Origin of the sequence: Sphingorhabdus buctiana (assembly GCF_042680825.1) — a bacterium.
Taxonomy (GTDB): domain Bacteria; phylum Pseudomonadota; class Alphaproteobacteria; order Sphingomonadales; family Sphingomonadaceae; genus Sphingorhabdus_B; species Sphingorhabdus_B buctiana.
On record NZ_JBHUEL010000011.1, the window covers coordinates 236,982 to 257,714 of the forward strand.

Annotated in this window: 20 protein-coding genes; 9 read left to right on the plus strand and 11 right to left on the minus strand. The window is 58.8% G+C overall.

From position 1 onward, the window contains the following. Nucleotides 1–7 precede the first annotated feature (7 nt). Complete coding sequence (locus ACFSAG_RS13710; RefSeq protein ID WP_381515877.1) at nt 8–685, plus strand: YggS family pyridoxal phosphate-dependent enzyme; 678 nt, start codon at nt 8–10, stop codon at nt 683–685. 10 nt (nt 686–695) lie between these two features. Here ACFSAG_RS13710 and pdeM read toward each other — a convergent pair whose 3' ends face one another. After that, a complete protein-coding gene (gene pdeM, locus ACFSAG_RS13715) occupies nt 696–1,379 on the minus strand; it encodes a ligase-associated DNA damage response endonuclease PdeM (protein WP_374612919.1) in 684 nt (227 codons plus the stop codon). 65 nt (nt 1,380–1,444) lie between these two features. Here pdeM and trhO point away from each other — a divergent pair, with 65 nt between their 5' ends. Then, on the plus strand, nt 1,445–2,194 hold the full coding sequence (trhO, locus tag ACFSAG_RS13720; RefSeq protein WP_381515881.1) for an oxygen-dependent tRNA uridine(34) hydroxylase TrhO: 750 nt from the start codon (nt 1,445–1,447) through the stop codon (nt 2,192–2,194). Here trhO and ACFSAG_RS13725 read toward each other — a convergent pair. The 5 genes from ACFSAG_RS13725 to ACFSAG_RS13745 form a co-directional block, all read right to left on the minus strand. Beyond that, nucleotides 2,191–3,168, minus strand: coding sequence for a retroviral-like aspartic protease family protein (locus tag ACFSAG_RS13725; RefSeq protein ID WP_381515884.1), 978 nt, complete (start codon nt 3,166–3,168; stop codon nt 2,191–2,193). The genes trhO and ACFSAG_RS13725 overlap by 4 nt on opposite strands. Before the next feature lie 79 nt (nt 3,169–3,247). After that, a complete protein-coding gene (locus tag ACFSAG_RS13730; RefSeq protein WP_381515887.1) occupies nt 3,248–5,653 on the minus strand; it encodes a ligase-associated DNA damage response DEXH box helicase in 2,406 nt (801 codons plus the stop codon). 6 nt (nt 5,654–5,659) lie between these two features. Beyond that, entirely contained in the window at nt 5,660–7,045 is a 1,386-nt protein-coding gene (gene pgmG, locus ACFSAG_RS13735; RefSeq protein ID WP_381515890.1) for a phosphoglucomutase/phosphomannomutase PgmG, read from the minus strand. A gap of 40 nt (nt 7,046–7,085) precedes the next feature. After that, nucleotides 7,086–7,499, minus strand: a complete 414-nt coding sequence (locus tag ACFSAG_RS13740; protein ID WP_381515893.1) for a J domain-containing protein — start codon at nt 7,497–7,499, stop codon at nt 7,086–7,088. Continuing rightward, nucleotides 7,499–8,281 carry a division plane positioning ATPase MipZ gene (locus tag ACFSAG_RS13745; protein WP_374612929.1) on the minus strand — a complete coding sequence of 261 codons (783 nt, stop codon included), beginning with the start codon at nt 8,279–8,281 and terminating at the stop codon, nt 7,499–7,501. Before ACFSAG_RS13745 ends, ACFSAG_RS13740 begins: the two co-directional genes overlap by 1 nt. Before the next feature lie 94 nt (nt 8,282–8,375). Between ACFSAG_RS13745 and panC the strand changes: the two genes are divergently transcribed. Together panC and ACFSAG_RS13755 are read left to right on the plus strand one after the other, a co-directional pair. Further along, a complete protein-coding gene (panC, locus tag ACFSAG_RS13750) occupies nt 8,376–9,218 on the plus strand; it encodes a pantoate--beta-alanine ligase (protein ID WP_381515896.1) in 843 nt (280 codons plus the stop codon). 96 nt (nt 9,219–9,314) lie between these two features. Then, the gene (locus ACFSAG_RS13755; protein ID WP_381515899.1) at nt 9,315–9,611 is read left to right on the plus strand and encodes an SEL1-like repeat protein; all 297 of its coding nucleotides are present in this window, start codon (nt 9,315–9,317) and stop codon (nt 9,609–9,611) included. Between the two features lie 14 nt (nt 9,612–9,625). On the opposite strand, the gene ACFSAG_RS13760 is transcribed toward ACFSAG_RS13755, so the two are convergent. Further along, complete coding sequence (locus ACFSAG_RS13760) at nt 9,626–10,249, minus strand: TetR/AcrR family transcriptional regulator (protein ID WP_381515902.1); 624 nt, start codon at nt 10,247–10,249, stop codon at nt 9,626–9,628. Between the two features lie 61 nt (nt 10,250–10,310). Between ACFSAG_RS13760 and ACFSAG_RS13765 the strand changes: the two genes are divergently transcribed. Together ACFSAG_RS13765 and ACFSAG_RS13770 are read left to right on the plus strand one after the other, a co-directional pair. Next, nucleotides 10,311–11,192: a metal-dependent hydrolase gene (locus tag ACFSAG_RS13765; RefSeq protein ID WP_381515905.1), complete on the plus strand. Its 882-nt coding sequence runs from the start codon at nt 10,311–10,313 to the stop codon at nt 11,190–11,192. Nucleotides 11,193–11,367: 175 nt separating this feature from the next. Further along, on the plus strand, nt 11,368–12,246 hold the full coding sequence (locus ACFSAG_RS13770) for a metal-dependent hydrolase (RefSeq protein WP_381516189.1): 879 nt from the start codon (nt 11,368–11,370) through the stop codon (nt 12,244–12,246). Here the strand turns inward: ACFSAG_RS13770 and ACFSAG_RS13775 are convergent. The 3 genes from ACFSAG_RS13775 to rplU form a co-directional block, all read right to left on the minus strand. Next, complete coding sequence (locus tag ACFSAG_RS13775) at nt 12,243–12,830, minus strand: GNAT family N-acetyltransferase (RefSeq protein WP_381515908.1); 588 nt, start codon at nt 12,828–12,830, stop codon at nt 12,243–12,245. The genes ACFSAG_RS13770 and ACFSAG_RS13775 overlap by 4 nt on opposite strands. 202 nt (nt 12,831–13,032) lie before the next feature. Beyond that, a complete protein-coding gene (rpmA, locus tag ACFSAG_RS13780) occupies nt 13,033–13,302 on the minus strand; it encodes a 50S ribosomal protein L27 (protein WP_374612944.1) in 270 nt (89 codons plus the stop codon). 19 nt (nt 13,303–13,321) lie between these two features. After that, nucleotides 13,322–13,732, minus strand: a complete 411-nt coding sequence (gene rplU, locus ACFSAG_RS13785) for a 50S ribosomal protein L21 (protein WP_374612946.1) — start codon at nt 13,730–13,732, stop codon at nt 13,322–13,324. Nucleotides 13,733–13,949: 217 nt separating this feature from the next. Here rplU and ACFSAG_RS13790 point away from each other — a divergent pair, with 217 nt between their 5' ends. From ACFSAG_RS13790 to ACFSAG_RS13800, 3 genes are all read left to right on the plus strand, one after another. Next, on the plus strand, nt 13,950–14,471 hold the full coding sequence (locus tag ACFSAG_RS13790; RefSeq protein ID WP_381515912.1) for a hypothetical protein: 522 nt from the start codon (nt 13,950–13,952) through the stop codon (nt 14,469–14,471). 75 nt (nt 14,472–14,546) lie between these two features. After that, entirely contained in the window at nt 14,547–17,228 is a 2,682-nt protein-coding gene (ppc, locus tag ACFSAG_RS13795) for a phosphoenolpyruvate carboxylase (protein ID WP_381515913.1), read from the plus strand. A 113-nt stretch (nt 17,229–17,341) separates the two neighbouring features. Then, nucleotides 17,342–19,174 carry a DUF885 domain-containing protein gene (locus ACFSAG_RS13800; protein ID WP_381515916.1) on the plus strand — a complete coding sequence of 611 codons (1,833 nt, stop codon included), beginning with the start codon at nt 17,342–17,344 and terminating at the stop codon, nt 19,172–19,174. A 2-nt stretch (nt 19,175–19,176) separates the two neighbouring features. Here the strand turns inward: ACFSAG_RS13800 and ACFSAG_RS13805 are convergent, their stop codons facing one another. Further along, complete coding sequence (locus ACFSAG_RS13805; RefSeq protein ID WP_374612954.1) at nt 19,177–20,544, minus strand: cytochrome P450; 1,368 nt, start codon at nt 20,542–20,544, stop codon at nt 19,177–19,179. Nucleotides 20,545–20,733: the final 189 nt, after the last annotated feature.

Here is a 20,733-nt window from a genome sequence, read left to right on the forward strand (position 1 = left end):
CGCGGCCATGGCTGATGCGACTCCAGAAAATCCGGCCCAGCGGCTGGCCGATATCCGAACCGAAATGGCCAAGGCCGGCAAGATCGCGCAGCGATCGCCGGATGACGTTGCCCTGATCGCGGTTTCCAAGACCCGGAGCGCGGACGAAATCCGTCCGCTGCTCGAGGCAGGCCATCGGCATTTTGGCGAGAACAGGGTGCAAGAGGCGGCGACCAAATGGCCGGAACTGCGCGCAGCCGATCCGGATATCCAGTTGCACCTCATCGGCCAGCTGCAATCGAACAAGGCCGACGACGCGGTTGCGCTGTTTGACTGCATCCACTCGCTCGATCGTATGTCGCTTTTGACCGCGCTTTCGAAGGCGATGAACAAAGCAGGCAAGCAACTTCCCTGTTTCATCCAGGTCAATATTGGCGAGGAGGAGCAAAAAGGCGGTTGCGCGATTGCGGAACTGCCCGAATTGCTGGAAGCGGCCAAAGGCGCAGGGGTCGATGTCATCGGCTTGATGTGCATACCGCCAGCCGATGTCGAACCAGCACCTTATTTCGCGTTGCTTGCCGAACTGGCGGCCCGCCATGGCCTGAAGCAACTCAGCATGGGCATGTCAGATGATTTTGCGACGGCGATCCAGCTCGGCTCAACCCATATTCGCGTGGGTACGGCCCTGTTCGGGGCCCGCACCTAGATATTGGTTGTTATCGGGCGGTTGATAAAGCCGTTAGCGGGAAGCAGAGCGCCCTGCCCACTGCTGGTACGATGGCCTCTAGTGCCATTCCTGCACATGCTGCGCTGATCACTGGATCATCGGCATCAAGCCCGCCGGTCAGTGCACCAAATGCCGGCAGGATGAGTTTTTGCGGGCTGCGAACGAAGCAACGCCGCGAAACCAACCTGCCGCGGATTTGCTGGCGGAATTTGGGATGGAAATGGCCAGAGATTTCGGGTCCGTTAGACCGTGGCTCTGCCTCGTGCCGCAGGATGATGCCATCGATGCACAATTCTTCGTGAACGATACCACCCCAATTGGCGGCGATCCCCGGATCGTGGTTACCGACAATCCAGCGCCAATCATGGCTTGCGGTCAAGCGTCGCAACACGCTGGCTGCCGCGGCTTCCAAGCGCTCCTCACCACCATCGTCATGGAAATTGTCACCCAGGCAATAAATCGCCTGGGCACCGAATTTCCGCGAAAGGCTGGCGAGTTCCTCGAGCGTTGCTCGGCTGTCATAAGGGGGCAGGAATTGCCCAGCCATCGCATAGCTAGACGCCTTTTCGAGATGCAGGTCGGCGACAAGCAATGCCGAATGCGCTGGCCAGAACAATGCCGCCTCGCCTGCGAGGATGAATTCGCTTCCACCGAATGAGATTGTTGCCGTCACGACAGCCGCTATGCGCAAAGCAGCGCGGGCTGACAAGCCGCCGCTTTTGCGCTAAGCGCCCGCCCATGATTTCGGTTGTCGCTCTTTATCACTTCGCCCCGATTGCAGACATTGCCGCAGTGCGCGGCCCGCTTTTCGCATTTTGCGAAGCGCGCGGAATAAAGGGAACCTTGCTGCTCGCCAGCGAAGGCATCAATGGCACTGTTGCCGGAAGCCGCGAAGCGCTGGAGGAACTGGTCGCCCATATCAGGAACTGGGATGGCTTTGCCGCCATGGAAGTCAAATATTCAAACGCCGAGGCGATGCCGTTCGGCAAATTGAAGGTGCGGTTGAAGCGCGAAATCGTGACCATGGGCGTCGAAGGCATCGATCCGCGATCTGATGTCGGCCATTATGTCGATCCTGCCGATTGGAATGCGCTGATTTCCGATCCCGACACCATCGTCATCGATACGCGCAATGATTTCGAGGTGCAGGCCGGTACGTTCGAAGGGGCGATCAATCCCGAAACGGTTTCATTCCGCCAATTCCCTGCATGGTTCGATGCCGAGGCGGAAAAATTGCGCGCCGAAGGGAAAACGCCGAAATTCGCCATGTTTTGCACCGGCGGAATCCGTTGCGAAAAGGCGACCGCTTATGTGCGCGCGCAAGGCTTTGATGAGGTGTATCACCTTAAAGGCGGCATCCTCAAATATCTGGAGCAAGTCCCGCCAGAGCAAAGCAAGTGGCAAGGCGATTGTTTCGTCTTCGACGAACGCGAACTGATTGGCCACGGCCTCGAACTGCGCAAACCGCTGGCAGACAAGGCTGCTTAACGATTGGCCAATGCCAGCCGGGAAGCGGCTTCGCGCCTCGCGCCACGCGGCAAATCAAAGGCGACCCGACGGCTTCCGAAATCGATGATTACGCGGTCAAAGAGCTTAAGCGCATCCATGCCGAACAGGATTGCCGGCCGATCATTAAGGTTCAAGGCTTCGAATGCATAATTCTGCGTGAATGTTACCGGCAGGTTCGTAACGTTGAAATTGCCGATCCTGATTTCGCGGATCTGGCTGAAATCGCCGTGCAATTCCTTGCCAGTAACGCTTTTCATCTTCACCGGCATATAATCAAAGCGCAAGTGCCTCTTACGCAAACGATCACGCAGCGCGAAATTGCCCATGCTGGCCTGCGCGCCGGTATCGAGGATGATGTCGACCTTGATCCCGTCAACCTCTGCGCTGGAAAGGATCATCCGTCCGGCCCGCTTTTTTGCACTGACGACAATCATGCCCTGTTCGAGTTTTCCGGGTCGGCGGGTCGACGGAAGCACCTCGAGATGCTGTGTGCGAAAATCGAGGAAGACCTTGCTGTCCTCCAGGCTGTCGATACCAAGCAGGCCATTGCCACCCAGATTGTTTCGCTCCAGCGCGGGGGCTTCGATCCCTTCCACCTTGTGCGACTTGAGCGTCAATTCCTCGATGTAGAAAGATGGTGCCGTCGTGGGCCCGCTGATCGTGGCGAGCCGCAGTTCGGGCCCAGCTTCGAGTGCAAGGCGTTGCGCCAGATCACCTGATATCACCGTACGTTCGGCCCCGGTATCGACGATGAAATCCACCGGCTCGCTGTTGTTGATGCGCACCGGCACTGTCATCCGGTCGGTCCGGTCGATTTCGAACGGCTGGATGATCGACAATTCCGGAATGATGGGCACGTCTGACTGGGATGGTGCCGCATCCTGACCGGTTGCGAACGCCAGCAAGGGCGCTGTTCCCAACGTCGCCAATGAAAATACCAGCCAGTGTCGCATGGCCCGTCTCCTCTGGTCAGATATTACGCCGATATGAGGCAACCGACAAGCGGCGCACAATTTATTCGACGAACGACATTCAGGGGGTCATCGCGATGCCCGCGAGGCTCTCTGCTTCGACCAGCAACGCATCATCAACAGAACCCTGCGCCACGCTTTCGCGCCCGATCATAACCATCAATGGCACCGCCATCGGGCTGACGCGGTCGAGACGGATATGCAGCATTGTATCTTCGGCCCGGTCGAGCAGGTCGCCCAGCCGCCCTACATCGGTCAGCCGCGCGCGCGCATCATGCCACGCCGCTTCGAGCAGCAAATGGCCAGGCTCATATTTGCGCAGCACGTCATAAATCAGGTCGGTCGAAAAGGTGACTTGCTTGCCCGACTTGCGCTTGCCCGGATGCTGGCGTTCGACAAGGCCGGAGATGATCGCGACTTCACGGAAGGCGCGTTTGAGAAGGTAGCTGTTCTCGACCCAGTCGACAAATTCTACCTCCAATATGTCGGACGAGAATAAGGACGCAGGGTCGGTCACCTCCTCGAGGCTCCACACGCCGAGCGCATAGTCGTTGGCGACAAAGCCCATAGGTTTGAGCCCGCGCATTTCCATCCGCTTGGTCACCAGCATGCCGAGCGACTGGTGCGCGTTCCAGCCTTCGAACGGATAGACGACCAGATAATACCGGTCTTCGTGCGGGAAGGTCTCTGCGAGCAGTTGCCCCGGTTCGGGCAATGCGCTGCGCCAATCCTGCATTTCCAGCCATTCGCGCACATCATCGGGAAAGCGCGACCAGCCGGCCCGGTCGGTCAGGAATGCACGCACGCGGCTAGCCAAATGCGTGGTGAGCGGCATTCTCGCGCCCATATAAGATGGTATCTGCGCCGCCTTTTTTGCTGCCCGCACGATCAGGTCAAGATCGCGGATCGCCTCCACCTCAAGCGCCATTCCCGCGAAGATGAAGCTGTCGCCAGGGCGCAAGGGCGCTGCAAAATATTCCTCCACTCGCCCGAGACTGCGGCCATTTTTGAAGCGCACGTCGAGCATGGGTGCATCGACGATAATCCCGGTATTGAAACGGTGCTGCGCCGCAAATTTGGGGTGCGACAGGCGCCAATTGCCCTTCCCGTCCGGCACCAGTTTCCGGAACTTGTCGTAAGCTTTCAGCGCATAGCCGCCGGTAGCGACAAATTCGATCACGCGCCCGAAAGTCGCGGCATCCAGCCCGCTATAGGGCATGGCCGAACGCACCTCGTCGAGCAGCTCCGCCTCGTTGAACGGCGCGGCGCAAGCGCAGGCCATGACATGCTGGGCGAGGACATCATAACCGCCGGGGCGAAACACCTCTCCATCTCGCACGCCTTCCTCCACCGCATCAAACGCGGCCTGCGCCTCCAGATATTCGAAGCGATTGCCGGGGACGAGCAGCGCCTTCGAGGGCACGTCCAGACGGTGGTTCGACCGGCCGATGCGCTGCAGCAGGCGCGAACTACCTTTCGGTGCGCCCATCTGGATCACGCAATCGACATCTCCCCAATCGACACCCAAGTCGAGCGAGGCTGTGCAGACCAGCGCCTTCAGCTCGCCCGCCGCCATCGCGCCTTCGACCTTGCGCCGCGCCTCGACCGATAGCGAGCCATGGTGGATGCCGATCGGATATTTGGGATCGTTCGCGTCCCAAAGCTTCTGGAAAATAAACTCTGCAAGGAAACGTGTGTTGCAGAAAATGAGCGTTGTGCGGTTCCTGCCAATCTCCTCGATCAGCTGCGGCACCGCATATTGCCCGCTATGCCCCAACCATGGCACGCGGCCTTCCGGAAGCAATATCTGAAGATCGGGGTCAGCGGCGGGTTCGCCCTCGACCAGCCGCACCGCATCAATCTCGCCATAGGGCGCGAGCCAGGCGCGATAGGCATCGGGATCGGAGATGGTCGCCGATAGCCCGACCCGCTGCATCTGGGGGGACAGCTTTTGCAACCGCGCCAGACTGAGCGACAACAGATCGCCGCGCTTTGAATTAGCGAAGGCGTGGACCTCATCGATGATTACACGCTTGAGTCCAGCGAACAGCAAAAGGCTGTCTTCATGGCTGAGCAGCAGCGACAATGACTCCGGCGTGGTCAGCAGGATATGCGGTGGACGCACCCGCTGCCGCGCCTTTCGCTCCGACGGCGTATCGCCCGTGCGGGTCTCGATGCGGATCGGCAGCCCCATCTCCTCGACCGGCATGAGGAGGTTGCGCCGCACATCGACCGCGAGCGCCTTTAGCGGGGAAATATAGAGCGTGTGAAGCCCGTCAAAATCGGGGTCGGCGATGAGTTCGGCCAAGGTCGGAAGAAAGCCCGACAGCGTCTTACCCGCACCCGTTGCCGCGACCAGCAACGCATGCCGCCCCTCTGCCGCAGCCTCAACCATCTCCAACTGGTGCCGCCGCGGCGCCCAGCCACGAGAGGCGAACCAATCGTTGATGATGGGGGGTAAAGTCACCTGGGCTTAATGCCCGACATTTTCCCCACGTTCCAGCCCGCTTGCCGCGAGTTGCGCGTCGATTTGTGCCATCAGCCGCTCAAGCCCCGCCTCTGACGAAGCCTCAGCGCGTGCAACCAGCACGTCCTGTGTGTTTGAGGCGCGCAGCAGCCACCAGCCATCGGCGGTATTCACGCGTGCGCCATCGGTGGCGTTCACGTCCGCGCCTTCCGCCGAAAGCCGGGCCAGAACTTCGTCAATCACCGCGAATTTGCGGCTTTCATCGACCTGGAAACGCATTTCGGGGGTGTTGATCATCTCGGGCATGGCGGAGCGCAATTCGGTGACGCTTTTGCCCAGCTGCGCCGAGGCGCGCATCAGCCGCAAGCCGGCATAGATCGCATCGTCGAAGCCGTAATAATCATGCTTGAAGAAGATGTGCCCGCTCATCTCGCCCGCTAGCGGAGAGGAAACCTCTTTCATTTTGGACTTGATGAGGCTGTGCCCGGTCTTCCACATCAAAGGCTGGCCGCCGAGCTCCGCGATCCGGTCATACAGCGCCTGTGACGCCTTAACGTCGGCGATAATCGTGGCCCCCGGAACATCGGCAAGCACATCTTCGGCGAAGATTTGCAGCAACTGGTCGCCCCAAATCACCCGTCCCTGCCCGTCAATCGCGCCGATACGATCGCCATCGCCGTCAAAAGCCAATCCGAAATCGAGCTGCTTTTCCGCGACAAGCGCCTTCAGGTCAGCGAGGTTCTTCTCCTCGGTAGGATCGGGATGATGATTTGGAAATTTGCCATCAACTTCTGTAAACAGCGTGTAATGCTCACCCGGAAGCAGCTTCACGAGCCGCTCGACCACCGGGCCAGCGGCACCATTGCCAGTATCCCAACCGATCCGGAACGGCTTATCGGGCGCGGCCTCGGCAATGCGCGCGACATATTGGTCCATAATATCGAGCGTGGAAGCGCTGCCGGTTCCTTCGGCCCAATCACCCGCCGCGGCCATCGTGCCGAGCGTCTGGATATCCGCGCTGAAGAAGGGACGTCCCTGGAAGACCATCTTGAAGCCATTATAGTTGGCGGGGTTATGGCTGCCGGTTATCTGTATGCCGCCATCAACCTCCTCGAGCACGGCTTCGGCATAATATAGCATCGGCGTCGGCCCCATGCCGACCGAGACTGCGTCCAATCCGCTATCATTGATGCCGCGGATCAAAGCCTCTTCGAGCATTGGAGAACTGGTGCGGCCGTCATAGCCCACTGCCACCTTTTTGCCGCCTGCCCGGCCAAGCAATGTCGAAAAGCCGCGGCCAATGGCATAAGCGTCCTCTGCTCCCAACGTTTCTCCAATGATCCCACGAATGTCATATTCACGCAGCGAAGTGGGATGGAATTTGTGCGACATGGGGGAGAACTCCGAAGTTTTTGAATGTTCGGAAACGCGCCTAACGCTTTTTTCGTTTCAAATCATCAAGCAAAAGGTCACGCGCTTCATTCAATTTACGTTTGCGCTCTTCTTCGTCGCCACTTGCGGAATCTTGTTTCGCGACCAATTCCTTGTGCCGTTCCTTGATCTTTTCAGCACCATCTTCTGGAGACACGCCCAGCATCCAGCGCGCGGCCGCAAGTTCATATTCGTTGCTGGGGATCTTGCGCAGTTTCGATAGCCGCAAGGTCATCCCGCGAAACCAGAATATGCCGACCCCGATAGCCGGCAGCCCTAGCAGCCAGGCACCGCGCAAGGACAGCACAGCCCCGGCGATTACCAGCGCCAACGGCAATAATTGCTTGGGCATCAACTTCCCCGACCACAGCCCCCAGCCAATGCCAGCCGCTACAAGAAGGAGGAGTAATGCCATCAGACGAGCTGCGGCTGTGAAAATTCGGGGAGCGCGAGAGCAGAGACCAACTCACGCAATTCCTGCCGCGCCACGACATGCGCGGTACCCAAATTGCCCAAATGCCCCTTGTCGACCAGTGTGAGCCCCGACGGGAAAAGTTCGCGATAGATGACGCGTTCGTTGAGACCCGGCACCACTCGGAATCCCGCGCGTTTGGAAAGCTCTGCAATAGCGTCGGTCATACGTTGCTGGTTGCGCGCTTCCATATTATGCAGGCGGTTGCGAAGCACCACCCAGTCAATCGTTGTGCCATCGGCGCGGGCGCGCGCCATGCGCGCTTCCCACATCAATTCAGCGTAGAAACTGAGCTTCTTCACCTTGAAATTTTCGGCATCGACACGGCCCATCAGATCGAAATCAATGAAGCTGTCATTGATCGGGGTGACCAGCGTGTTGGCGCGCGTGGCAACAAAGCGCGCATAGGGATCGTCGCGACCCGGCGTATCAAAGATCAGGAAATCGCTGTCCGCTTCCAGCCGGGCGATCTGCTCTTCGAGCCGCGCCTGCGATTCCTGTTCGAAGACATCGAATACCGGCAGGGGCAGTTGAATATCGCGGCGCGCCATGGTGTCACGCCGGTTTTCCAGATAGCGGAAAAGCGTGCGTTGGCGCGAATCGAGATCGAGGCAGGCGACCCGGGCACCGCGCGAGGCAAGCCCGATGGCGACATGAATGGCAGTGGTGGACTTTCCAGTGCCGCCCTTTTCATTCGCAAATACAATATGATGTGCCTTGGCCATGTGCCCTTTTTGCCCCTGATACCGAAATTCGTCTTGCGCAGCGCGATGTGCCGCGCTGTATGCGCTCACCTGCCATAACCAAGGCCCAAATTACGTGCAAACCATCAATAGCCTGTCCGCACTCCGCGCCGCCACCCGCGCCATAAAAGCTGCGGATAAGTCGCTTGCGCTGGTACCCACAATGGGCGCACTCCACGCCGGGCATTTAGAACTGGTGGAAGAGGCCAAGCGGCGTGCGGACGCGGTGGCGGTATCGATTTTCGTCAATCCCACCCAATTCGGCCCGAATGAGGATCTCGACGCCTATCCCCGCATGCTTGAAGAGGATTCGGCAAAATTGCGGGCGGCTGGGGTCGACCTGCTTTGGGCCCCGCCAGTGAGCGAGGTCTATCCCGAAGGTTTCGCCACCAAAGTTCATGTCGCCGGACCGAGCAGCGGCTATTGCGGTGGCGCACGTCCGGGACATTTCGATGGCGTCGCTTTGGTGGTCACCAAATTGTTCAACCAGGTTGAACCCGATCTCGCCTGCTTTGGCGAAAAGGATTTCCAGCAGCTTGCCGTAATCCGCCAGTTCGTCCGCGATCTGGATATCAATGTCGAAATAGTCGGTGTGCCCATTGTGCGCGATAGCGACGGCCTCGCGCTCTCTTCACGCAATGCCTATCTCTCGGCGCAGGAACGCGCGGCCGCACTGGCCTTGCCACAAGCGCTGCAAAAGGCACGTGATTCCATATTGGCAGGGGGGCATATCGAATTGATCTTGGCAACGGCGACCGACGATATTTTGGCTGCCGGTTTCTCCAATGTGGATTATTTTGCCTTGGCCGACGCCCAAACGCTGCAACCTGTTACGGCATTGACCGGACGACCGGCTCGATTGCTGGCAGCCGCGAAAATCGGCAAGACCCGATTAATCGACAATCTTGCCGTAGAATGAGTTTCTCCAGCGCGGATTAAAAAACTTCGTTCGGCGTTAACTATTTATTATCCATGTTCGGGCGAACACTCCCCTAGCAACTGAGGGGAATTCATCATGGCCAACAGCCTGAAAAGTGCGACCTTTCTTATGGAGAGCCGACTGGCGGATGCAGCCCGTGGCAATGCGCAGGCCCTGTTTGACCTGGGCGTGGCTTTTTCAACCGGCAGCGGCGGCGTCGATGTCGACCTGATCGAGGCGCATAAATGGTTCAATCTCGCCGCACTCAACGGAAATGAAGAGGCCGTTTATTGCCGAGCCGAGATTTCCGACGAGATGACTGCGCGCGAAATAGCAGATGCACAAAAAGCTGCGCGTGCATGGCTTAACCAGACGATGCGCCGCGCCGCCTGATTCTCTGAGCTTTATTACTGCTGCCTTGCTTGCCAGGCAGCAAAGGATTGGGCCAAACGCTCGGCGGCAATTTCACGGCCGGCCCCGCGATCGAGCCCCAGCGACATGGACAGCGGACCGCCAAGCAGCGAGTCGCCCAGTGCCAAGAGCACCAGTTCCATCGTCAGCTTGTGCAGATTGCCATCTTCATGGCCGCCTTCACCCACTTCATCGACCAACCGATGGATCGCTTCCACCACAGGGTTGAGCGCATCCTCATTACCGCTGAGCAGCATCCAAGCGGCAAGGGCTCCAGCACCCGCTTTATCGAAATGGTCGAAAATCATGTCGACCAGATCGCGCGGGCCGATATCGCCTCCGCGGAAACGGTGGATCTGTTCACCAATATCGGAACAGATCGACTCCGCATGATAAGCCGCCAAATCGCGTTGCAGGCCCGAAGCCGAGCCGAAATGGTGCAACAAATTGGCATGCGTGCGCCCGATGCGCGCGGCGACAGCCTTTAGCGTGACGGCCTGCGGGCCTGCTTCAACCAGAATATCGCGCGCAGCCTCCAGCGCAGCCAGACGGCTGGCTTCTGGTGACAAACGTTTGCGTGCGACCGCTTCACCCTTTGTCGGGAACTTCACAATTGACATCGGTGTTAATTACCTTAAATACCCAGCTATATCCCTATTCCCCACTAACAAGGGACAACTCGTGAACGCTCCTGTCAAGATTGATACCGAAATAGCTGTGCAAAAAGCGGCCCCGACGCCGCCGGATCTGGTCATCACGCCGCGCGACCGGCGTTTCGGACGTGGCGAAGGCCATGTACAGGGTCGTTGGTGGAACAATGGCAACCCCTTCGCGACCGCCTTTTTCAACGCGCTGTCGACCACTTTCCCGAAAGGTGAGGCCTTTTTCATCGAAAGTGTGAAGGCATTCCGCGAGGGCGCACCGCCGAAATTGGCAAAGGAAATCCGCGCCTTTACCATGCAGGAAGTGATGCACACGCGCGAACATGTGGCGTTCAATCGCCGCGTAACCGATGCGGGCTATGATGTCAGCTTCCTAGATGCGCAGGTCGACCATGTCCTTGAACTGATCAAGACGCGCCCGGCAATCGTCAACCTGGCCGCGACCATGGCGCTCGAACATTTCACCGCCATCCTTGCCCGCGAGCTGCTCGAAAATCCAAAGCATTTGCAAGGAGCTGATGCAGAAGCTGCCGCATTGTGGCGCTGGCATGCAGTCGAAGAGATTGAGCACAAGGCCGTTGCCTATGACACATGGCTGCATGCAACGCGAGGCTGGAGCCGGTATCGCCGTTGGAAACTGAAATCACTGATGATGCTGGTGATCACCACGCGCTTCATTCCCGAACGCATCAAGGGCATGCTCAACCTTCTCGAACAGGATGGCATAACCGGTTGGCGCGCCAAGCGTGGCATATTGTGGTATGCCTTTGGCAATCCGGGCATGTTCCGCAAGATATTGGGCGCTTGGGCGGCCTATTTCCTGCCGGGTTTCCATCCCTGGAACGCCGACGAGAAGCACCTGATTGCCCGTTATGAGGCGGAAAACCTGCAATCATCATGATGCCGCGTTAACGCCGCAAACCTTTGGTGATATTGCAAAATCGCCATTTCTTTACGGTTGTTAACCATAGCAATTTACAACTATTTATCCTGCTGCCGTTAATCGGTCGGGCATGGATATCGCGAGCATTTCAAGCAGGGCGCCCGCGCCCGCCGTCAGGAACGCAGCGCAGCGCATGCATGTGCGCGCATTTCGGGGCAGCAAGGCCCAGCTGAATCGACGCCATTGGGTACGCGACGACATGTTCGCTACCGCATTCCTCAACGCGCTATCAGTAGTGTTCCCGCGCGGCGAAGCGTTCATGATCGAAGCATTGCACCCTTGGCGCAATCGAACCGACGGGCAATTGCAACGCGACATAGCGACCTTTATCGAACAGGAAGCCGCGCACAGCCGCGAACATGTCGGCTTCAACAAAGCGATTATCGAAGCAGGCTATGACATCGACGCGCTTGATCGCGCGATCAAGCAATTCGTATCCTTCTTTTCAGGATGTGGCGAAGTCACCAAGCTTGGTGCCACCATGTGCATCGAGCACCTGACCGCAATTGTCGCGGCAGAAATTCTCAAGAATCGCAAACATCTCGAAGGCACCGACCTCGAACTGCGCAAGCTATGGCTCTGGCACGCAATCGAAGAGGTGGAGCATAAGGCTGTCGCCTTTGACGTCTGGATGTTTGCGACCCGCGAGTGGAGCGGCGTACGGCGCTGGTTTACGCGCAGTGCGCTGCTCCTCGCCGTGTCGATCAGTTTCTTCATCAACCGCACCCGCGGGCAGGTCGAATTGCTCAATCAGGATGGGCTGGCAAAGCCGACCGCTTGGTGGCTCTGCATACGCAACGGATTTGCCAAGGGTGCGATAGGGCGCAATGTGATGGGCCCGTGGCTGGAATTTTTCCGTCCCGGTTTCCACCCGAACCACATTGACGACCGCGAGCTTTTGGTGCGTGGAGAGAATATGCTCGCGGCCATCAAGCTAGTGACCGAGGGTGCAGCGGGCGATGTCGTGCACACCGCGCCGCCGCTTCGCGAAAAGGTCATTGCCCCCGCTTAAGCGGCGCGCAGCCCTTCAAAACAACCGCTTCGCATCGCCCAAATCGACGCTGCTTCCGGGGTCTGATCGTCGTCGCAGCAAAGATCCTGTTCGTATAGGATCGTCGTTGCTGCATAGCCCCGCCCTGCGCTGAAACGCTCCTCACGCTGACCCGTGGAACGGAAACCCAGCTTACGAAGTACGGCACCCGATGCCGGATTATCGACGAAGTGCGATGCGACCAGTTTGCGGTGGCCCACGGTCTTTGCGATCTCGACAACCGCGCGACCGGCTTCGCTCGCAAAGCCCTGCCCCCAATAGGGGCGAGCGATCCAATAGCCGAGTTCAGCAGCGTCGCCATGTTCGCCAATACCACACGCGCCAACGATGACGGGGGCGCCCTCGGTGCGCTTGTAAAGAATGAAATTGGGGAACAATTCGGCTTGTTCGCTGCTGACAAAGCGCACCGCATCCTCGAGCGAATAGGGCCAAGGCGCACGCGCGAGGTTGCGCACGATGCCTTCATCGGCAATCGCACGGTACAGCGGGCCCGCATCTTCGGGCCAGCTGGGTCTTAACAACAGTCTTTCAGTCCTTGCGAACATTGGCTCTCTCCTGACCAGACGGCTGCCCCTTGGAAGGTTTTAGTGACAGCCTTGTGAAACTTTTCACGCCCGATGGGGCGAGGTGCAGGGAGAATGGGGCAAAAAGAAAAGGGAGCCGGATGACCCGTCTCCCTTGCGCGATGGGAGGTGTCGCCACCCCCCCGGGTCGTCCAGACGGACAACCCGTTATGGTTGTCCTATGTTATTCTGCGGCCACTGCCATAGTGTCTACCGACACATATTTGCGGCCGAGTTTGCCGGCGTGGAATCGGACGCGACCTTCGACGAGTGCGAAGAGGGTGTGGTCCTTGCCCATGCCAACGCCAGCGCCCGGGTACACTTTGGTCCCGCGCTGACGCACGATAATATTGCCGCCGATCACTTCCTGACCGCCGAACTTCTTCACGCCAAGGCGACGACCTGCTGAGTCGCGACCGTTACGGCTGGAACCACCTGCTTTTTTATGTGCCATGGTCTAAACTCCTGAATTCTTATTCGGCTTTTTTGGCAGCGGCCTTTTTCGGCGCAGCCTTTTTGGCGGGAGCTGCTTCAGCAGCAGCTTCGGTCTTTTCAGCCTTGGGGGCAGCAGCCTTTTTCGGCGCGGCGCCACCAACGGCAGTGATGCGCAGCAGCGTCAGCGACTGGCGATGACCTTGCTTACGGCGATAATTGTGCCGACGGCGCTTCTTGAAGACGATGACCTTTTCGCCACGCTCCTGCGCAATGATCTCGGCCGAAACGACCAGACCCTTGGCGTCCTTGATCTCGCCACCGTCGCCCGCGAGCAACACATCGTCCAGCGACACGGTGTCACCAGCGTTTCCAGGCAGTTTTTCAACTGCGATCTTGTCTCCGGCGGCGACGCGATACTGCTTGCCGCCTGTGCGCACGATAGCGAACATGGCTTGTCTCAATCTCTTTATATCTGCTTTTCGCCCGTTTTTTGGGCTTTTCCAACGCGCAACAACGAAACACGAGTCCCGAAGGCCCGCATTGGAAGGCGCGCAGCTAGTCGATTGAGTCGGCTTTGTCAACGTGCCTTTCGGCTTTTTTGGCGGGTTTCGGGCTATCGATGCGCCAGCGCTTGCCTGCACGTTCAGCGCCGCCTAAACCTGCTGCATGCATCGCGTCAACCGCAAGACTATCTGCCTTTTGCTGGGCTCCAGCCTGTTATTGGGGGCATGCGCCCTTCCCGAGGGTGAGTTTCCTTCGCTGGCGAAGCGGCCCTATGAAACCGAGGCTCCAATCGTCGAGCCACCTGCTGAGGCAGAAATTTTGTCGACCAGCCTGCCCGATTCGCTGCGCGCACAATTGCAGGCGCTTACCGATCGGCACAACGCTGCTGACGCGGCCTTTCGCAATGCCCTGCCAGCAGCCCGCCAGGCAGTACTGCTCGGCTCCAGCGCTGCCGAAGGAAGCGAAGGCTGGGTCGTTGCGCATATGGAAATTTCCAGGCTTGAAAAATTGCGTTCGGATTCGCTGTCGGCGCTAGCCGAAATTGATCGGTTGATTGCCGCAGAGCGCGACAAAGGAGCGGACGAAGGCATCATCCGTCTGGCAGCCCCCTATCAAGAGGCAGTGCGCAAGGATGTCGATGCGCAAACCCGCACGATCGTCGAGTTGAGCAACCTTCCGGGCTAAACGCACGCACAGCGGCCATCTTTGCATAGCTATGCCGCTTGACCCGGGGGCGAAGCGCTCGCAATCGTCCAGCCCATGAACCGAACGGCGCCCCAACCCATCCAGCAAAATCCGGATATCCGCTTTCTTGGCAGGATGCTGGGCGATGTCATTCGCGCCTATGGCGGTGAAAAGCTGTTCCGGCAGACCGAATATATCCGCGCGGCGAGCGTTGATCGCCACCGCGGCGTCGGCGGCCAGGTCGACACCGGGCTGGAAGCGCTGAATCTTGACGATACCGTTGCCTTTGTCCGTGGCTTCATGCTGTTTTCGCTGCTGGCCAACCTTGCCGAAGACCGGCAGTCGCATACCCAGGATGGCAGCGCGACCCTTTCTGAAGCGGTGGCTAGATTGCAGGCCGAGGGGATCGGTGCCGAGAAGGTTGGCGAACTGCTGGGCCAGAGCCTGATCGTCCCCGTGCTGACCGCGCACCCGACCGAAGTGCGCCGCAAGAGCATGATCGACCACAAAAACCGCATAGCTGCGTTGATGCGGCTGCGCGATGCGGGGCAGGATGTGACCGACGCCGGCGATCGCGTCGAGGATGCCATACAGCGCCAGATCGCCCTACTCTGGCAGACCCGCCCATTGCGCCGCGAAAAGCTGGTGGTTGCGGACGAGATCGAAAATGCTCGCGCTTATATGGAGGAAGTGTTCCTCGTCGCATTGCCAAAGCTGTACGCGCGCTGGGAGCATGAACTGGGCCATCGCCCGCCATCCTTCCTGCGGCTGGGAAGCTGGATCGGTGGTGATCGTGACGGTAACCCGTTTGTCAACGCGCAAACGCTTGATCATGCCCTGACGCGCGGCGCGGGAACAGCGCTCAAGCATTATCTCGACAGCGTCCATTCGCTGGGTGCAGAGATTTCCATCTCTTCCGAACTGGCCCATGTTCCGCAAGCCGTGCTGGATCTTGCCGACGCCAGCGGCGATGCCGCGCCCAGCCGTGTCGACGAACCATATCGCCGCGCACTTTCGGGCATCTATGCCCGCCTGTGCGCGACATACGCGCAGCTTGTCGGCGAGGCGCCACCGCGCCCGTCGCGTTTATCTGGCCAACCCTACGCATCACCCGAAAGCTTTCGCCGCGACCTTGTTACCATCGCCTCTGCGCTCGCTTCTGAAGGCCAGGGTGCCTTGTCGAGCGGAGGCGCTCTCGGCCGGTTGATACGCGCGGTCGAGACATTCGGTTTCCACCTCGCAACGCTCGACCTGCGCCAGAATAGCGATGTTCATGAGCGCGTTGTTGCCGAATTGCTGCGCGAGGCTGGCGTGGCGCCGGCTTACTTGGAAATGGACGAAGCAGCCCGGGTTGCCCTGCTGTCGCAGGAATTGTCGCACAACCGGCCACTCGGCGGAGCCGCGACCGCCCTGGACGAAGAAGCATCGGGCGAACTTGCCATCGTCCATGCCGCCGCCCATGCGCTCGAAACCTTCGGGCACGGCGCAATCACCACTTATATCATCAGCAAGACGACCAGCTTGTCGGACTTGCTCGAGGTCTATGTGCTGCTGAAGGAGGCAGGGCTCTATCGCATCGAATCCGACGGAACGCCCGTTGCGCCGATCATGGTGGTTCCGCTGTTCGAAACCATCGGCGACCTTGAAGCCGCGCCTGACATCATGGCGGCATTTTTTGCGCTGCCCGCGATGAAGGCTCTGGCCCATGCGCGTGGGCATCAGGAAGTGATGATCGGCTATTCGGATTCGAACAAGGATGGCGGCTACCTGACTTCCACCTGGGGACTCAACCAAGCTTCACTGGCGCTGGCACCGGTATTTGAAGCTTCAGGCGTCACGATGCAGCTTTTCCATGGCCGTGGCGGCGCGGTCGGGCGCGGGGGCGGTTCCGCATTCGGCGCAATCCAGGCGCAGCCGCGTGGCACCGTCAATGGCCGTATCCGCATCACCGAACAGGGCGAAGTCATCGCCGCCAAATATGGCACGGTGGACAATGCCGTTGCCAATCTGGAAACGATCGCTTCGGCGACGTTGCTGGCTTCGCTTGAGCCTGATCCGGTTGCGGCAGCCGATGCAGCCCGCTTCTCGGCAGCGATGGACGAACTGTCCGCGACCGCATTCGCGGCCTATCGCGGTCTGGTTTACGAAACGCAGGGCTTCACCACCTTCTTCCGCCAGATGACGCCAATCTCGGAAATCGCCACGCTCAAGATCGGCTCGCGCCCTTCGAGCCGCAAAGCCAATGATCGGATCGAAGATCTGCGCGCCATTCCATGGGTGTTCAGCTGGGCCCAGGCGCGCGTGATGCTGCCCGGCTGGTTCGGTGCGGGTCAGGCACTGGCCGCGTTCGAGGATAAGGGCTTGCTCAAGGCAATGGCGCAAAGCTGGCCATTTTTCCAAACCATCCTCGCCAATATGGAAATGGTGCTCGCCAAATCCGACATGGAAATCGCAGCCCATTATGCCACGCTGGTAGAGGATCAGGCGCTGTCCAAGCAGCTTTTCGGTGCAATCCAGTCGGGCTGGAACGCGGCGCATGACGGCCTGTTGGAGGCAACCGCTCAATCGGCGCTGCTCGAGGCAAGCCCGGCGCTCAACAACTCGATCCGGCTCCGCATGCCCTATATCGAGCCGCTCAACCATTTGCAGATCGAATTGATGAAACGCCATCGCGCTGGCGAAGATGACCCGCGCATCGCAGAGGGTATCCAGCTCACCATCAACGCAATAGCAACCGCGCTGCGCAACAGCGGCTGACGCCCAGCTTCGACCAATAAGGCTGCTGCTTCGACAAAGGGCGTGTTTTCACGCTTCACCTTGCGCGTGCCGCTGTTAGAGCATCGAGCCAGAAACATTCTGGAGAGCTTTCGATGCGCATCAAAACCACTGCCCTTACTGCAATTGCCTTGGCGCTTTCCGTGCCATTGGTTGGTGCACCTGCCATGGCGCAGGCTGCCCCTGCCGCCACCACGGCTGAAGTTGACCAGAATTCAGCGCTGAAAGCCTTTTTTGACGAGCAGGATAAGGAAAGGCTGGCCCGATCACCGCTTGGCAAATCCTATCGCGGGATCAAGGATGCCGATTATGGCCGCTGGGATGATTATAGCGAAGCCGCGGAAGCAAGAGATCATGACGCTGTTCAAGCTGCTTTGAAGGAACTCAGAACCCGTTTTGACCCGGATAAGCTGAGCCCTGAAAACCGCCTTTCATACCGTTTGTTCGAAAAGCAGGCGGAACGCTCAATTGCTGCCTTCCAGTTCAGTCACAATGATTATGTGTTCGACCAGATGAACGGGGCGCAAAGCCAGATTCCCGCCTTCCTGATCAACATTCACCGGATCGATAGCAAGGCCGATGCGCGCGCCTATATCAACCGGCTCTATGGTATCGGTACCGTGATGACGCAGGCGATCGCTACGTCGAAGGAACGGGCGGCCAAAGGCGTGATGCCGCCCAAATGGGTTTTCCCCTATGTCATCAGCGATGCCCGCAATGTGATCACCGGCGCTCCCTTCACCGATGGAGCCGACGCGCCGCTCTTCGCTGATTTCAAGGCTAAGGTCGGCAAATTGAAGATCAGCGATGTCGAGAAGCAGTTGCTGATTGAAGAAGCATCGCAGGCGCTGCTGAAAGGTGTGAAGCCGGCCTATGAATCGCTGATTACTGAAATGTCGGCGCAGGAAAAGGTGGCGAGCACGGACGACGGCGTATGGCGGTTCAAGGACGGTGCGGCCTATTATGCGGAGCGGTTGGCCAACTACACCACCACCGACATGACGCCTGACCAGATCCACGATCTTGGCCTTTCCCAGGTTGCGCGCATCCATCGCGAGATGGACGTGATCCGCAAGAAAATGGGCTTCAAGGGCAATTTGCAGGCCTTCTTCAAATATATGCGTGAGGACAAGAAATTCTATGCGCCCGAAAGCGATGAGGGTCGGGCACTGTATCTTGCCGAAACGCAAAAGGCCTATGACAAGATCAAGCCGCTGCTGCCGCAATGGTTTGGCGTTCTTCCGCAAGCCCCGCTGGTGGTGAAACGCGTTGAGGAATTCCGCGAGAAATCGGCTGGCAAGGCATTCTACCAGAGCCCGGCACCCGATGGATCGCGGCCCGGCACTTATTATGCCAATCTCTATCGCATGTCAGACATGCCGCTGACCGAGGTCGATGCGCTGTTCTACCATGAAGGTGTGCCGGGCCACCATCTGCAGCGTGCCATCCAGACAGAGCTGAAAGACGTCCCCGCATTCCGCCAATTTGGCGGCGTCACCGCCTATTCAGAGGGCTGGGGGCTTTATTCGGAGAAGCTCGCCAAGGATATGGGGCTCTACACCGATCCGGCCCGCGATTTCGGGCGACTGCAACTGGAACTGCATCGTGCCATCCGGCTGGTCGTCGATTCGGGCATTCACCACAAGCGCTGGACCCGCGAACAGGCGATTAAATATGTCGAGGATAATTCAGCCGACGCCCCCGGCGGGATCGTGAAGGCCATCGAGCGCTACATCGTCTATCCGGGACAGGCGACCGCCTATATGGTCGGTCGCCTGAAAATCAGCGAGCTGCGAGACAAGGCGCAGAAAGCACTGGGCAAGAAATTCGACGTGCGCGGTTTCCATGACACCGTGCTCAAGTCGGGACCTGTTCCGCTCGATGTGCTCGAGGAACGGGTCGACGCCTGGATTGCCTCGCAGAGATAAACTTAAAGCGGAACCATCCGGACCCGGAGCCCGTCCTTGGGCTTCGGGATCGGCCAGGCCTGCCATGCAGGATCGTAGCCCTCGGCAACCTCCACCCGCACCTGCGTGAGCAAATGGTGCATGAACAGCTTCATCTGCATATAGGCAAAGTGCAGGCCAAGGCACATATGCGCGCCGCCGCCAAAGGGCACCCATGCATATTTGTGCCGTCCTTTTGAATTTTCGGGCGTGAAACGCATCGGATCGAATATTTCCGGGTTCTCCCAATATTCGGGCATCATGTGGGTGACCGTCGGGTTGATGCTGACGGTGGTTCCCTTGGGGATGGTATAGCCCATGAATTCAAAGTCGCGCAGCGCGCGGCGCGGGATTGAAGGCACAGGCGGGATCATCCGCAACGCTTCCTTGAACGCATATTCGGTGAGTTCGAAGGAATCGAGTTGATCAGGCGAAATCGCACTGCCGGCAGGCGCGATCGACAGGCATTCGGCGCGCACCTTTTCCTGCCATTCAGGGTGCTTGGCGAGCAGCCAGATCATCGACGTTACTGACGAGGTGATGGTATCGTGCGCGGCCATCATCAGAAAGTTCATATGATCGACGATTTCGCTATCGGTCATATATTGCCCATCGTCGCGGGTGGCGCGGCAGAATTGGCTGAACATATCCTGCCGGTTGGGGTTGCGGCGCCGTTCCTCAATCTGCGGTCCGAAATAGTTGATCAGGTAATTCCGGCCAGCAACGCCGCGCCCCATTTGCGTGAAGGGCAATGGGCGGCGCACCGGTGAAATCGATGCGGCAACCATGTCGACAAAGGCCTTGTTGATCTTGTCCGCCTCTGGCCCCAGCGGCACGCCAAGGAAGGCGTCAGCCGCCACATCAAGCGTCAGTTGCTTGATCGCAGGATAAAACAGCATGTCACCGCGCCATTTGGGCAGTTGCTCGGCGAAGATGCGGTTCATGTCGGCAACATATCCGCGCATCGGCTCTGGCTTGAAGGCGATGCCCAGCGCGCGCCGGTCCATGCGGTGATGGTCAAAATCCATCAGCATCAACCCGCGCGGGAAAAGCAGGTTGAGCACCGGGCCCCAACCCTGTTCAGACGAGAACAGCTTGTCGCGATCGAACAGCATCAGCTCATTCGCCTCTGCCCCAATCAGCGAGAGGTTGACTGCTCCAAAGGCGCTCGAGCGATACACCTTGCCATATTTGCCGATCATATAATTGATGAAGGCCGGTGGATCGCGCAGGATGCGGAATGTGTTGCCAATGAAAGGCAGGCCATTTTCACCGGGGATATGATCCAGCGCTTCAGGTTTCGCGCGGGGCGTCCAATGCGGATTTGCGGCTTCGCTGCTGGCAAGTGCCATGGGGGAGGTCTCCGGTCTGTTTTAATTATTCGATTAATGCCGCTTACTGCCATTAGTGTTAACAAGGCGCAAGCGGGTTGCTTCACGCTTGTTTACGAAGCTGAACGCCAGCCAACGACGCCATTCAGATGCAATTCAACTGGCGAAGCGCAATCCCGCACCTACGATGGACCGTGCCTGCGAATCGGC